Raw genomic sequence first — 14457 nt, forward strand, 5'->3', positions numbered from 1 at the left:
GGATCTTTCAAATGAAAAAGAAACTTGTTTCATGTCTTATCAGCTTTACATTACTTTCTTCTTTGAGTACACCGCTGCTTGCAAAAGCACAAGAAAATACTGAAGACATTAAAGGCAGCCTTGTTATTGCAGGCGGAGGTATAGGGACATCTAATCACGAAATCTATGAAAAGTTTCTCTCGCTTGCTGGAGGAAAAGAAAAAGCAAAAGTAGGGATTATTCCAGCTGCTAGCACAACGCTGCAGTCTTCTAAAAAGTTTAAGGAAGACCTCGTAAAATACGGAGCAAACTCAGATTCTATTAAAATTCTTCCCGTTTCAAATCACGATTTTTCTGATACACAAAAGGACGAATCAACCTGGAAGAATCAAGTAAATGATAAGAAGTTATCCCGTACGATTAAAGGACTAACGGCAGTTTGGTTTGTTGGAGGAGATCAAACCAAAATTGTGGATTCTCTTCGTCAAAATAATGGAAGTGATTCTGAAGCGTTAAAAGCTATTTGGGATATATATCGTAAAGGAGCAGTAATCGGAGGCACAAGTGCAGGAGCTGCAATTATGAGTGACGTCATGATTACAGGAGGAGACAGTCTAGGAGCGTTAAAAGACAGTTTAGAAAACAAGGAAAATAAACATGTAAGCAAAAACAAACGCAGTCAAAAAGAGTACGAGCCTCTATCAATTCAAAAAGGGCTGGGGTTTTTCCAACACGGCATAATTGATCAGCACATGGATGAACGAGCACGACTTGGGCGACTTGCAGTAGCTGCATATATTTCTGAACGTGACAAAGAAAAAAACTTTGCATACGGTGTGGACGAAGATACGGCTATGGTCGTTAACAATAAAGATCAAAAGATTGAAGTTGTTGGACGAAGCGGAGTAGCCGTCTTGGATATGAGCAAAGCTAAGCCTGTATCTAAGCAGAAAGCTCGTTCGGGATTAGAGAATATGAAGGTTAGTTACTTATCTTCTGGAGATAAAATTAACTATCATTTAAAGTCATTTGAATTTCCAAAAGAGAAAGTAGAAACGAAGGGATTTGAATATTACTCGTTTAACGCACTGCCTGCTACGGGTGTTTTTACGCCATATGGAAGATTAAAGGCTTATTTATCCTATTCTCTTGTTGACAATGAATCGATGAAATCTGCGAAAAGCTATGTTTATGACAGTAAAGGGTCGGGATATGAAATTGCTTTTCAAAAGGACAATGATACAAACGGCTACTGGAGATATACTGACGGCCAAAAAGACGACTATTCCATTGTAAATGTCAGAATGGATATTACGCCTAAAACCTTCAAATTCCAATCGGATAGAAAAACTAGTTTAACGTATAAAAAACCTACTTTTTCTTCATCTGAAAGTCCTGCATACGATTCGATTAAAGGTAATCTCTTAATTGCAGGAGGAGCGCTTGGCAGCAGCAATTCAAGCGTGTATAACAAGTTTATTAATCTTGCAGGAGGAAAACAAGCCAAAATAGGAATTGTGCCTGCAGCGAGTACTAAGTTCGACTCTTCTAATCAGTTTAAAAGTGATTTAATTAAATACGGAGTGAAAGCGGAAAATATAGAGATTTTACCTATTTCGAACCATGACTTTAAAGGGACTTCTGAAAATGAGTCGACTTGGAAAACAAATATGAACAGTGATAAACTAGCGCAAAAAGTCAAAGGGCTAACGGGCATTTGGTTTGTAGGAGGAGATCAAACCTTGATTACGGGCTCCTTGCGTAATGAAAATGGTTCGGACTCAAAAGTTTTACAAGCTATATGGCATACGTATAAAAGCGGGGCAGTACTTGGCGGTACGAGCGCCGGCGCTGCAATTATGAGTAATACTATGCTCGCAGGCGGAGATAGCTACGGAGCTCTTTCTTACGGATTTACAAACACATATAATGATATGACTCAGCAAGAAGGCGGGCCTGCTTATTTGGAAAAAGGTCTTGGCTTTTTCCAATACGGTCTTGTTGATCAGCATTTTGACAACAAAGCAAGACTCGGACGTCTTATTGCAACAGCATATGAAAAAGGAAATAAAAATCAGCTTTCATACGGAATTGATGAAGATACTGCTATGGTGGTAAATAATAAAGCAAAACAAATAGAAGTTGTGGGAAGAGGCGGTATTACGCTAGTTGACTTAGCGAAGGTACAGGCAAATGACAAATTTCCGAGTGATTACAAAAATATTCTTATCTCTTGTATCACTCCAGGCGACAAAGTAAATCTCACAACAAAAGAAATCGTCATAAACCCAGCTAAAACATCTACTAGAAAAAATGAATACTACAGTGAAAAAGTTGGACCAAATACAGGTCTTTTCTCTCCGCACGGTGTACTAAGCAAGTTCTTAGCTTACGATCTTGTTGATAACGCTCAGAGTAAAGAAATAAAGAGCTATGCATTTAACCAAAACAAAGGTTTTGAGCTTACCTTCCGAAAAAGTGCTGAAAGCAATGGTTATTGGGCTTATACAGACGGTCAAAAAGACGATTATTCCATTGTGAAAGTTGCGTTAGATATCAAACCAATAAAAGTAGCTATTAAATAAAAAGAGAACAGACAGTAATTCAATGCATCTAGCACTTTAGCATATTGTGCCTCCACCTATTAAAGCGGAGGCACTTTTTCTACTTATTTTTATTTGCAATAGGGACAAACGTCCGCTAGATGAAATGCAGGGCAACGTATAAAATGATAGGTACAGTATTCCAAGACTAATCTCTGAAGGCAAGCAAATTTAAAGGCCTGTAGAAAGGTGTTCATACGATGAAAAAGAAATTAGTTTTAATAACAGGAAGCAAGCAAACTAGAATCATTTTGCACAATCAATTAAAAGAGCTGCTAGACGATTACATTTTTATTGAATGCTTTGCGATTGACGAAGAATTACCGGGTGAAATTGATGGGGATGTTGTACTCTACTCATCAGAGAGTATAAAGCACGAACTGAAGGACAGATTAGACGTTCAGCATGCACATGAAATTGTAGGAAATAGAACGATTCACCATAAACATATAAATGAATTGCTGCAAATCCCCGCCCATACAAAAGTATTAATTGTAAACGATGACGATAAAGAAACCCTTAAATTAATAGAATCTCTCTATCAAGTAGGTATTAATCATGTTCAGTTTATTCCTTTTAAAAAGCAAAAGACCTATTACGAAGGTGTGGAAGTTGCTGTTTCTCCAGGTGAGATTCACTTATGTCCGCCATATGTAAAACATGTAATTGATATAGGCGTTAGGCTTTTTGATATGGCGACCATTTTTGAACTTATAAAATCATTTGGTTTTAATCAGTCTAATCATTCAATTATTTGGGATCGCTATTTACGAAATATTATTGAGCTGCAAAAAAAGCTAATAGAAGCAGAAGGGCAAATGAAAGAACTTCACCTCCATGTAAAGAGTGTTGTAAATGTAGTAGAAGATGGGATCCTGGCCGTGGATTTCAATAAAAGAATTACGTTATTTAATAAAAGGTTAGAATCATTGTTTCAGCTATCTTCTTCTGATGTTGTAAATCGTGAAATTCAACATGTCATTTCTAACGAAGGCCTTGTGGAGTTTATTACATCGTCCGACGAGAAAAGTCAGTACTTTAACGTAAACGGATACGAAATGGTTATCTATAAGTCTATGATTCAGGAAAGCAATACTACGGTAGCAACGTTTAAAAGTGTGAATCAAGCTGTTGAAATAGAAGGAAAAGCGCAGTCAGAACTTAGAAAAAACGGCTTTTCTGCTAAGTATAATTATCAAGATATTATCGGAGAACACCCAGCTTTGCTTAAAACGATTGAAATTTCCCGGAAAATGGCGGTTACTGAGTACCCTATTTTAATTCAAGGAGAAACCGGTACAGGAAAAGAGCTGTTTGCTCAGGCTATCCATAATCATTCTACACGTAAAAACGGACCGTTTCTTGCCGTGAATTGCAGTGCCATGACCGATACATTGCTAGAAAGTGAGCTGTTTGGGTATGAAGAAGCCAGTTTTACAGGAGCCCAAAAAGGCGGCAAAAAAGGGCTGTTTGAGAGCGCTGATAAAGGTACGATCTTCCTGGATGAAATTGGTGATATCAGTCCACGTTTACAAACTCAGCTTTTAAGAGTGCTTCAAGAAAAAGAAATTAGACGGGTAGGAGGGACAAGAGTTATTCCGATCAATGTAAGAATAATAGCAGCTACTCACAACAATTTACTACATAAAATGAAAGAAGGGTTGTTTCGAGAAGATTTGTACTATCGTTTACACGTATTATCTTTAACGATTCCTCCTTTAAGATATAGAAGAACCGATATTCCTTTACTGATTCATCATTTTATTTCTAAATCAAAAACGTGGACGCATATCCATCCAGAAGCGATGAAGCTGCTTATCGAATATGAATGGCTAGGAAACATAAGAGAATTAAAAGGAGTCATCGAGTATTTGCTTACTGTCTGCGATGAAAACGAAGTGAAAGCAAAAGACGTAGAGTATAGGCTTAGTAGTCAAAAGGAGGAGCATACTTTACATGAAATTGAAAATGAATCGGTTGACTTAATCGAACTTCAAGAAAATCACGCTCTGTTAGAAACGATAAAGCAGTGTAATGATACAGGAAAAGCAGCAAGCAGAAAGTGGATTACACAGCATTTAAAAGGCTTTACTCTTACAGAACAGCAGGTGAGAAATCGTTTGGATGTACTAGAAGAAAGAGAGTATATTATAAAACGCAGAGGCAGAGCAGGAACGAAAATAACAGAAAAAGGACTGCATTATCTATATCATTTAAAAACAAAACAGCACTTAATCAATCCTTAATATACGGAAGAAAGGGAAACTTCACTAATCAAGTTTCCCTTTTCTATAAAATAGTGTCGTCATAGACTGGGCGTTTACGGCTGATTTCCTCCGTATACTTTTCCTGTAGAGGAAGTAATAACACCGCCGTTTACGTTTAAAGTATAAGCTAACCCTCCAGAACCCGTCCAAGTGGAAAGATTAAAAGTGCTGCCATTAAATAGTTTATAGATAGAAATATTATTAAACGTCAGCGGCTGACCACTTATACAAGTAGCAGGCGCCTTATTCGTTTTAGCTAGATAAACAGCTGCATTTGTAGAGCCTGGCTGTGTTACTACTTTAGCTGAACCATCTTTTTCTACCAGAAGCGCTGACTGTTCATTAACAGCAATTCCCTTGGCGCTTGTTCCAGTTTCTTCTCCGTCTTGGATATTACGTGCAAGAAATGTTAAAAAACGTCCCATTCTATCTCGTTGTTCAAAATGAGTGTCTGTTTGAATGTTATTATTATGCGGGGTTTGAATCAAATAATCTGTAAAAGAAATAAGAGAACTATAGGGATTGTTTAGCGCTGTTTTCGAATCTAAAGTTGTAGAGCCTGCTGAGATAGAGTCATAAACGTGATCACCTTGAATCATGGTGCCGGCACTTGTTCCTCCAAAAGGAATGCCTTGATTAATACGATTATTTAAGGCTGTAAGAGCTGGGGATCCTTCTAAGAAATCTACGTAATCAGCTTGATTGCCTCCAGCAAAAAAGATGCCTTCTGCTTTGTTAATTTTGTCAATTAAAGAAGAGTCTGAACCTGCTCTTATTAAATCATCAACAACAATTGTGCTAACAGAGTTAAGGGGCTTACCTATGCTTTTGGCGAGGTCATAGATATATGAATTATAGGCGTCAGTACCCGTCGCTCTTATAACCAAGAAATCTCCGCCGTTTGCCTTTTGAATCATCCATTTGAATGCTTCATCTACATCGATGCTTCCGCCCATATAGACTTGCCCGAAGCTTGTACTAGTAGCTTTGTCTGCAGTACTTCCGACTTGATAAAGCGTATAAGGTGCAGAAGCAGCGGAAGTGGAGATTGGAAGTAAAAGAGATACCGCGAGAACAGCACAAGTAATGACCTGCTTTTTAATACTTTTCTTACGTTCAGCTTTTTTCATAAAGTTCTCCTCCTTTAATAAGTGTTCATAAATGAACATGCAAGTTTTATACCAACTTATTGAACACCGGCAAAATAGTGAAAGAAGGCTTTTTTTAAAAGCTCTATGTGTAATACAGGTTATTTATGGGTCATTATTAAGGTTTTTTACACCCGAAAAATGGCGAGAACAACTCTAACTTGGATATCTAATAGTGAAAAGAAATTGCAAAAGGTATATTACAAGATTACATCCCTCATTGAAAAATCACCTTTAAAAACTTAAAATTATAATAGAAAGGAAAAACAAGGATAAAAAGAAGAGCTGTCCGCAATAGCGACTTATTTATCAAACAGACCTTCATTCTATCAATATCTTCATCTCTTAAACATTTTCCACCAGCATTTCTACGCAGAAAAATTATACATGAGAGGATCTGTCAAAATGAACAAACAGGAAAGTAGCTACAGATGGGTTGTTTTTGGAACCGCTTTATTAGCGTATTATTTGATTGTCAGTCAACGAACAGCCCCTGGACTTATTACAGAACAGTTAATGAAAGATTTTCACGTTTCAGCGTCTGTTATAGGATTAATGACTAGTATACAATTTTTAGCATATGCAGGTCTTCAGATTCCTATTGGTTTACTTTCTGACCGATACGGTCCCAATCGATTTTTGATTATAGGGTCGCTTTTAACAGGAATAGGAAGTCTTATCTACAGCACGTCTCCTAACGAATATGTGTTAATTTTCTCTCGTTTACTAGTCGGTACGGGAGACTCCATGATTTTTGTCAATTTAGTGTTAATTTTAAGTCAGTGGTTTAAGGGAAATGAGTTTGTAAAGCTATTAGGTTTAATTGGGCTGGTAGGAAGTGTAGGTTCATTATCAGCTACCGTGCCTTTGTCTATGTGGATTTCATTTTCAGGCTGGAGGGTTCCCTTTCTTAGCATAGGTCTAGTTTTAATGGCGGTATCCTACCTGCTTTATGTCGTTTTGGTGGTGAAACCTAAACGATTATTTCAAGATGATGCTAAAGCAAATAAATCCTCTGTTAAGACTCCGGAAAGTGTATGGGCGATCCTAAGGAGAGTGATGACGACTCGCCAAGCCTGGGCAACATTTCTTTGTCATTTTGGTGTAGTTGGTACATATATCGGTTTTATTGGTTCTTGGGGAGTTCCTTATGGAATGAATGTGTTCCATTTATCTCGCGCTGATGCAAGTCAGCTTATTATGTATGGTCTGTTTGGCGCTATGATTGGCGGACCTTTAATCAGCTGGATATCAAGCAGGTTAAATTCCATTAAAAAAATTTATTCACTTATTCATCTTATTGTGGTGCTTAGCTGGACTGGGTTATTACTTTCCGGCGTGAAACCTTCATTCATGCTAGTCGTTATTTTGCTTTTTATCATCGGCTTTGGAAACGGCGCAAGCGCTTTGACATTTGCCGTAGTACGTCAATCCTTCTCAGTAAAAGAAGTAGGAGTTGTATCAGGTTTTGCCAATATGGGAGGCTTTTTAAGCGCAGTATTATTACCTAGTATTTTCGGAAATGTCCTGGATTTATTCCCCGAGCGTTCGCTGCATGTTGGTTATCATTATGCTTTTATGATTCCCATTTTGTTTTCAATGATGGGGTTGTTAGGTGTCTTACTAATTAAAGAAAAAGGAAAAAAGGAGCAAAAGGTGCTGAATGCTTCTTAATGTCTTATACAATGAGAGACATGCAAGAAAAAACGGGGCTGTCTGCGCCCACTCTGCGATACTACGAAAAGGAAGGCATTTTACCATTTGTGGAACGAAATGAACATGATCACCGTCTATACAATGACCAGAATATCGAGTGGGTCAAGTTTATTTTAGCCTTACGTGCAACAGGGATGCCGCTTGTCGAGATTAAACAGTATGTAGAGTCATATAAAAAAGGAGAAAGTACCATCAGCGAACGTAGAAAGATGATGCTTCAGCATAAAAAGAAAGTGGAAGCAGACATGTCGCAAACCTACCTGCATCTAGAACGAATTAATTATAAACTTGCGCTGTACGATACGTTGGAAGCTGGTTTAAACAATAAACAAATAAAAATTTAAATGCTGATAACAGAGAATCCTGTTCATACCCAAACTATACAGGTGTTAAAAACTGCGAAACAAACAAAACAAGATAACTGCACAGTTATCTTGTTTTGTTTGTTCTATTCTAGTATGTACTGCTTAAATAAAGAGCTACATCGCGAATTGCTTTATCAGTTGCACTTTCTATTAACTCTCTGTCCTTTGTATACGAATAAAGAGTATCGCCGTGAAGAAGGTGGTCTGATAAATTTAATAAGCCGACAGCCCGCTTGTTGAATTTATGAGCAATGGCCAAAGTGGTAGCTGTCTCCATATCCACACCGAGAAAACCTGCAAACGACCATTCCTTTACCATGTCAAGTGTCTCGATCAGCATGGCACCCATACTGACCACGTGTCCTTTTATATAGCTGTAGCCTTTTTGTTCACAATATCTACAGGCGGCTTCCACTAACTCTTGGTCAGCTTCTACAAGCGTTTTTTCTGGTAAATACCAGTGTGATACGCCATCTTGCATTTTTGCTGCAGATACGATTAAGATATCTCCATATTGTATAATAGAAGATAAGCCTCCAAAATATCCCGTTTGAATAAATAAGTCGGTTCCGCTGCCGGCAAATTGATGTACGATGTTTGACGCCATCGGACTGCCGTACACATTCGCAAATCCTATGTTTCTGTTATTTAACTTACCTATTACCGTGTTCCATTTAGGCATATGAACATCAGTGGATAAGATCTCCTTCCATAAATTTATATTATCTTGAAATTCCCACTCACCATGAATAATAAATGCATTAGGCAGCTCTTTTTCTGGTAGCTTTAATACGTTTAGCCAATCTTCTTTTTCAAAATCGCCATACAGCTTCATCTTTTTCTCCTTATTTTCTCATTTAGACTAGTTAGAAAAGAATTCTTCATTACTAGCTTTCATTCCTTTAATTTTTAGAACTAACAAATATAAAAGAAATGACAGTGCTGATTTAAAAATGAAGTTATGCGTGCTTTTTTTGCTCATTTCTCGACAAATATTTAGAATTAAAAAGGAATTCAGTAATAATAAAAGAAATTTCTTACTAACGCTTATTTAAATTAGATAAAGCTGTGAGAAAAGCTCCGTTTAGTGAATGGATAAGAGGAGGGAAGGTACAGGTGTCAAATTATTTTCCCATAATTAAAACAAAAAGGCTTACCCTAAGGGAGATTGCAGCAGAAGACGCAGGCAGTATTTTAAAATACCTATCCGATAAAGAAGTAATGAAACACTACGGTCTAGAGCCTTTTACAACGGTTGAAGATGCTTCAAATGAGATTGCGTGGTATAAATCGATCTTAAACGAAAAATCTGGAATAAGATGGGGTATTACTCTTAAAGAACAAGACGACATTATTGGCAGCTGCGGGTTTCTTAATAGAGTTCATAACCATTACCGTGCAGAAATTGGATATGAGCTAAGCAAAGATTACTGGGGGAATGGGATTGCTAATGAGGCATTGGGCGCTGTTATAAAATATGGTTTTACACATTTTAATTTGCGGAGAATTGAAGCATTAATAGAGCCTGCTAATACTGCTTCACAAAAATTAATAAAAAAGCATAGCTTTATAAAAGAAGGCTTATTAAGAAGCTATGAATTTACGTGTGGAAAATTTGATGATTTATATATGTATTCTTTATTAAAACAAGATTTTGACAGGCTTCAACCACATGAAGGGAATATCTAGACATCGTTATTAAGAATACGAATAGCATAATGACAGATAAGGGGAAAATGTATGGCCCATTTTAATGTTGATATTGTTCACTATCATCCTCAATTTGCTGAACAAACGGTAAAAATGTGGAGAGATAGTAAAGAAAAAGCGATTGAACAAAAGGAAATGCACAGTTTTGACCGTCATGTCTATTTTTTAAATCATATATTGTCAGCACACTATAAAATTGAATTAGCGTTAATGGATGAACAAATAGTAGGAATGATTGCTTATCATGCTGACGAAATTAGCCAACTGTACGTTCATGTAGATTATCAAGGAGGAGGAATCGGACAGCTTTTACTCGAAAGAGCCAAGACAGAATCAAATGGAAAATTAATATTACGTACATTTGAACGAAATAAAAATGCCCAGAGGTTTTACGAGAAACACGGCTTCAGTATTATAAAAAGAGGATGTGAAAACGAAGAGAAACTACCCGATATTACATATGAATGGACAAACAAATGAAGCATACGTAATTTTAATAAAGGAGCGGTTAGTGTGAATACGTTAGCACATGAAACATAACAACGCTGTCTATATGTCCGTGGTCCGCCTTTTACTAGTTTAAGATAGATGATTAATGCTAGCTATAAAAAGGAGGAGTTTAATATGATAACGGACAAACATTTTTTAAACGCTGTAGACGATACAAATGTTGATTTTACTGGATGGGATTTTTCTATTATTACTCGTACTGGTCGTATGGATAGCGACATGCTTTCGTGGTCGTACGGAAGTGAAGCTTTTCGTCTTATTCAAAACTCTAATGCCGCTTTAGATATGGGAACAGGAGGAGGAGAATTTTTATCTTTGTTACAGCCTTTTCCTCACGTTATGTACGCTACAGAAGGATACAAACCTAACGTTCCAATCGCTAAAAAACGTTTAGAACCGCTTGGTGTCACAGTTGTTGAACGAACTGAAGACGCAAATTTACCGTTTAAAGATGATACATTTGATTTGATTTTGAACCAGCACGAATCTTTTTGTGCTTCAGAAGTAAGCAGGATTTTGTCAAAGGAAGGCACGTTTTTTACGCAACAAGTGGGGGCTTAGACTGTTCACGAATCAATGAATGTATAGGGGTTCCAATAAATAAAGAGTTTTGTAATTGGAACTTAAAGAAAGCAATAGAAGAGCTTAACCAAAGTTCTTTTAACATCATTTCTTGCAAAGAAGAGTTTCCTGTACAGAGATTTTATGATATTGGAGCGCTCGTCTTTTATTTAAAGGCAATTCCTTGGCAAGTTTCTAATTTTGATATCGAAACACATATCGGCGGATTGTATAACATACATCAAATTATAGAGTCTGAAGGTTTTTTCGACGTAGAACAACATCGTTTTATTATTAAAGCTGAGGTAAATAAATAGGTAATCAACCAGAGAAAGCCGATCTCTAACTGGAGACCTGCTTTCTCTGGTTTAATTATGTAATTGTTTGCTAGATAAATCTAGCTCAAAAAGAAGAGAATTTCGATCTGGATAATCATATTGAACTGTCAGATCCTTTTTGGTCACTTGTTTAAACCCAGCTTTTTTATAGAAATTATGTGATCGAGTAGCTTGAGATGGAGTATCTAAAATAATTTTAGAAAACCCGTGCTTCTGCACAAAAAGAAGTAAAGAAGCATAAAGATTTTTTCCTATTCCAAACTCTTTTCCTCTATAGTGCTTGTAGACAAAAAATTTCTTTAATATGCCTATTTCACTGGTTTTCTTTTGCAACCCAATACATCCTACTACTTCTTGCTTATCATTCAAAGCTATCCAAAAGTTACCGCCGGTATGGAGATAGTTTGACTTAATGTCTAAAATATCCGGCTGTTCTTCAACACTAATACCTACACCAGCTTCTACATTTTGTACATGCAATATTAGTTGAATAACTGCTTCTTTATACTTATCTTCATACAATACAATCATTGATTAATAATAACCCCTTTCCTTCATTAAATGTTTCCTCCTCATTGCTCTTATTATATCTAGTACTATGGTGCAAATCTATTACGATAGTTGAGTAATAAAAATGTATCTATATGGAACGCTTGTTGTCTTGAATATGACTTTGTGAGGTATGAGATTTTGGTAATATGCAGTCTACTGCTTTTTTTGTAATGGGCATAAAAAAATTAAGCAGCACGCCGCCTAAAAACACGGTTAATAGCGTTCCGACACCAATTGGTCCGTTTAAAAGCATCGCAGATAGTAAAAATGTGAAGTAAATCAATGTTCTTGCGAGAAATAAATTTGTGTTAGCTAGTTTTTGTATGATTAATGTTAAGCGGTCAATTGGAATGGGTGCAAAATTTGTATGTAAGTAGGTTGAGGTTCCTACACCTATAATGATTAAACCAATTCCAAAACAACATAATTTGCTGTACCACATTTCAAAGGGAGCCCAACTCTCTAATAAAAAAAGCCATACATCAATACCAAGACCCGTTATGAATGCTGTTAACAGTCCCAGTACTTCCGGCTTTTGTTTGCTTAAAAGGGCATTACCACAAATTAATACACATGCAAGTATCATTTCCCAGCTTCCAACGCTAAGGCCTACGTTTAGGGACAGTCCAACTAAAAGTGCATCAAAAGGTGAAGCTCCTAGGTTGGATTGGATCGTTAAAGAAATTCCCAGAGTTAATAGTAAAATTCCTCCTACATAAACAACATATTTCACTGTAATCAGCTCCTTTACTTATTATTTTTTGTTGCAAATGCAACTATTTTAAGGTACATTAAACGTATATTATTTTTATTGTATTTGCAACAAAAATATGTGCAAAGGAGATATTTATGAGTGAAATTCTGCGTGAAATTGGAATGATAGCAAGAGCATTGGATTCGATTAGTAATATAGAATTTAAAGAGTATGACCTGACTAAGGGGCAGTATTTGTATTTAGTGCGAATATGTGAAAATCCGGGAATCATTCAAGAAAAGTTAGCTGAGTTGATAAAAGTAGATCGAACAACAGCGGCTCGGGCTATAAAAAAGCTTGAAATGAATGGTTTTATTGAGAAGAAAGACGATCCCCACAATAAAAAAAATAAAAATCTTTTTCCAACTGAAAAAGGGAAGAGCGTATATCCAGTTATAAAAAGAGAAAATGATTATTCCGATAAAATGGCATTAGAAGGTTTTACCCAGGAAGAAACAGATACCATTCTTAAGTTGGTTCAAAGAGTAAGAAAAAATATAGAAGCAGACTGGGAGTTTGTCAAAAAAGGAAACAAGAGAAATTATTGAGGATATAAAGGAGAGGCGTATGTCAGTGATGATGGATATAAAAAAGTGTACTCTTGAAGATGTAAATCACCTTCAAGATATTAGTTACAAAACATTTAATGAAACATTTAAAGATCAAAATTCACCTGAAAACATGAAAGCTTATTTAGAAAAAGCATTTACAGTAGAACAGCTACAAAAAGAACTATCAAATACGTCCTCGCAATTCTTTTTTATGTATGTTAATCATGAAATTGCAGGTTATTTAAAGGTTAATACGGGTGATGCTCAATCTGAAGAGATGGGGGAAGAAGCGCTTGAAATTGAAAGAATTTATATAGGTAACAGCTTTCAAAAACAAGGGCTTGGTAAACATTTATTTAATAAAGCAGTAGAGATAGCAACGACACTTAATAAAAAGAAAATTTGGTTAGGTGTATGGGAAAAAAATAAAAATGCGATTGCTTTTTATAAGAAACAGGGATTTGTTCAAACCGGATCTCACTCGTTTTACATGGGAGACGAAGAACAAATAGACTTCATTATGGTTAAAACACTTTTATAGTTTTTTAAAAGATAAATAAAGTACGATAAGGATTATTCACTAATTTAACTGGTAGAGGATAATCCTTATTGCATACAGAGATTTTATGCTTTTTTTCAAAGCAGATGCTTTTAGGGTAAGCAGTAAGCAAACTAATATGACTGCTGTGCCAGCATATAGGAGAATGAAATTAATGTCACATGCTTACCAATTTACTTTAATTCTATTTGAAATAACATAGACTAATTAGATATATATCGAATTAGAAAGTTTAAAAAATGAACGTTTTTACGTCCATTTTAAAAGATAACGGGCCACATCTCTTTCGGATTTAACTCGTATTCTCCATTTTGCCTATACATAAAATGCTGCATAATTAACTCTCTGCGAATCGTTGCGTAATCTTCATGATATTTTTTTATATGTTCATTCAGTTCTTTTTCTTGATACATTTTTCCATGCTGTAAATCACGTATTAAATAAGCTAATATCACGTTCTTTTTCTTTCTTTGACTTGGAATGATCTTTAAAGTTCCATCACTATTTATAAAGTTTTTAACAATTGATAATTTGTCTTTATCCTGTAAATGGTTTTCTTGATTTTCCATCGAATCCTCTCCAATATTCAAAATAGCCTTCGAGTTATATTCGAGTCTTTCAAGGTCTAGATAAAAATAAATAATGTTCCCTTGTCTTCTTTGATAAATAATTCCTACATCTCTTAGCTTTGAAATGTGATGAGTAATAGTTGAAGGCTGTAACCCCAGCTTATAAGCAATGGCTTGCCCGTGAAGAGGCCCTTTTTTTAATAGTGAAATAATTCTAATCCTGGTAGGGTCACCAATGGCTTTATGATAATTCACCAACTTATCTAATTGCATAG

At 36.0% G+C, this 14457-nt stretch carries 13 protein-coding genes and 1 pseudogene; 9 read left to right on the plus strand and 5 right to left on the minus strand.

Annotated elements, in window-relative coordinates:
- The first annotated feature begins 11 nt into the window (after window positions 1-11).
- The gene (locus ACFX4R_RS20595) at window positions 12-2564 is read left to right on the plus strand and encodes a cyanophycinase (protein WP_377570182.1); all 2553 of its coding nucleotides are present in this window, start codon (window positions 12-14) and stop codon (window positions 2562-2564) included.
- Window positions 2565-2782: 218 nt separating this feature from the next.
- Window positions 2783-4828: a sigma 54-interacting transcriptional regulator gene (locus tag ACFX4R_RS20600; protein ID WP_097823840.1), complete on the plus strand. Its 2046-nt coding sequence runs from the start codon at window positions 2783-2785 to the stop codon at window positions 4826-4828.
- A 74-nt stretch (window positions 4829-4902) separates the two neighbouring features.
- On the opposite strand, the gene ACFX4R_RS20605 is transcribed toward ACFX4R_RS20600, so the two are convergent.
- Entirely contained in the window at window positions 4903-5979 is a 1077-nt protein-coding gene (locus ACFX4R_RS20605) for a cyanophycinase (protein ID WP_377570184.1), read from the minus strand.
- Window positions 5980-6402: 423 nt separating this feature from the next.
- On the opposite strand from ACFX4R_RS20605, the gene ACFX4R_RS20610 reads away from it, so the two are divergent.
- Together ACFX4R_RS20610 and ACFX4R_RS20615 are read left to right on the plus strand one after the other, a co-directional pair.
- Window positions 6403-7671: an MFS transporter gene (locus ACFX4R_RS20610; protein ID WP_043979070.1), complete on the plus strand. Its 1269-nt coding sequence runs from the start codon at window positions 6403-6405 to the stop codon at window positions 7669-7671.
- Entirely contained in the window at window positions 7671-8057 is a 387-nt protein-coding gene (locus ACFX4R_RS20615; protein WP_043979067.1) for a MerR family transcriptional regulator, read from the plus strand. Before ACFX4R_RS20610 ends, ACFX4R_RS20615 begins: the two co-directional genes overlap by 1 nt.
- Before the next feature lie 109 nt (window positions 8058-8166).
- Here ACFX4R_RS20615 and ACFX4R_RS20620 read toward each other — a convergent pair whose 3' ends face one another.
- Complete coding sequence (locus tag ACFX4R_RS20620) at window positions 8167-8913, minus strand: phosphorylase family protein (protein WP_377570186.1); 747 nt, start codon at window positions 8911-8913, stop codon at window positions 8167-8169.
- A 281-nt stretch (window positions 8914-9194) separates the two neighbouring features.
- On the opposite strand from ACFX4R_RS20620, the gene ACFX4R_RS20625 reads away from it, so the two are divergent.
- The 3 genes and pseudogenes from ACFX4R_RS20625 to ACFX4R_RS20635 all read left to right on the plus strand — a co-directional run bounded on the left by ACFX4R_RS20625 (window position 9195) and on the right by ACFX4R_RS20635 (window position 11176).
- Complete coding sequence (locus tag ACFX4R_RS20625; protein WP_323618848.1) at window positions 9195-9767, plus strand: GNAT family N-acetyltransferase; 573 nt, start codon at window positions 9195-9197, stop codon at window positions 9765-9767.
- 51 nt (window positions 9768-9818) lie between these two features.
- Window positions 9819-10268: a GNAT family N-acetyltransferase gene (locus tag ACFX4R_RS20630; RefSeq protein WP_165575324.1), complete on the plus strand. Its 450-nt coding sequence runs from the start codon at window positions 9819-9821 to the stop codon at window positions 10266-10268.
- Window positions 10269-10412: 144 nt separating this feature from the next.
- Window positions 10413-11176: pseudogene (locus ACFX4R_RS20635) on the plus strand (class I SAM-dependent methyltransferase).
- 51 nt (window positions 11177-11227) lie between these two features.
- On the opposite strand, the gene ACFX4R_RS20640 reads toward ACFX4R_RS20635, so the two are convergent.
- Together ACFX4R_RS20640 and ACFX4R_RS20645 are read right to left on the minus strand one after the other, a co-directional pair.
- On the minus strand, window positions 11228-11728 hold the full coding sequence (locus ACFX4R_RS20640; protein ID WP_097823833.1) for a GNAT family N-acetyltransferase: 501 nt from the start codon (window positions 11726-11728) through the stop codon (window positions 11228-11230).
- A 109-nt stretch (window positions 11729-11837) separates the two neighbouring features.
- Window positions 11838-12482 (minus strand): YczE/YyaS/YitT family protein, encoded by a 645-nt coding sequence (locus ACFX4R_RS20645; RefSeq protein ID WP_162213965.1) that lies wholly within the window; start codon window positions 12480-12482, stop codon window positions 11838-11840.
- Window positions 12483-12598: 116 nt separating this feature from the next.
- On the opposite strand from ACFX4R_RS20645, the gene ACFX4R_RS20650 reads away from it, so the two are divergent.
- Entirely contained in the window at window positions 12599-13051 is a 453-nt protein-coding gene (locus tag ACFX4R_RS20650) for a MarR family winged helix-turn-helix transcriptional regulator (protein WP_043980681.1), read from the plus strand.
- Between the two features lie 19 nt (window positions 13052-13070).
- Window positions 13071-13595, plus strand: coding sequence for a spermidine/spermine N(1)-acetyltransferase (gene paiA / locus ACFX4R_RS20655; RefSeq protein ID WP_043980683.1), 525 nt, complete (start codon window positions 13071-13073; stop codon window positions 13593-13595).
- A 278-nt stretch (window positions 13596-13873) separates the two neighbouring features.
- Here the strand turns inward: paiA and ACFX4R_RS20660 are convergent, their stop codons facing one another.
- A complete protein-coding gene (locus ACFX4R_RS20660) occupies window positions 13874-14455 on the minus strand; it encodes a DUF2087 domain-containing protein (RefSeq protein WP_097823829.1) in 582 nt (193 codons plus the stop codon).
- Window positions 14456-14457 lie beyond the last annotated feature (2 nt).

The organism is Priestia sp. YIM B13490 (assembly GCF_042787735.1).
In the GTDB taxonomy this organism is placed as follows: Bacteria; Bacillota; Bacilli; order Bacillales; family Bacillaceae_H; genus Priestia; species Priestia megaterium.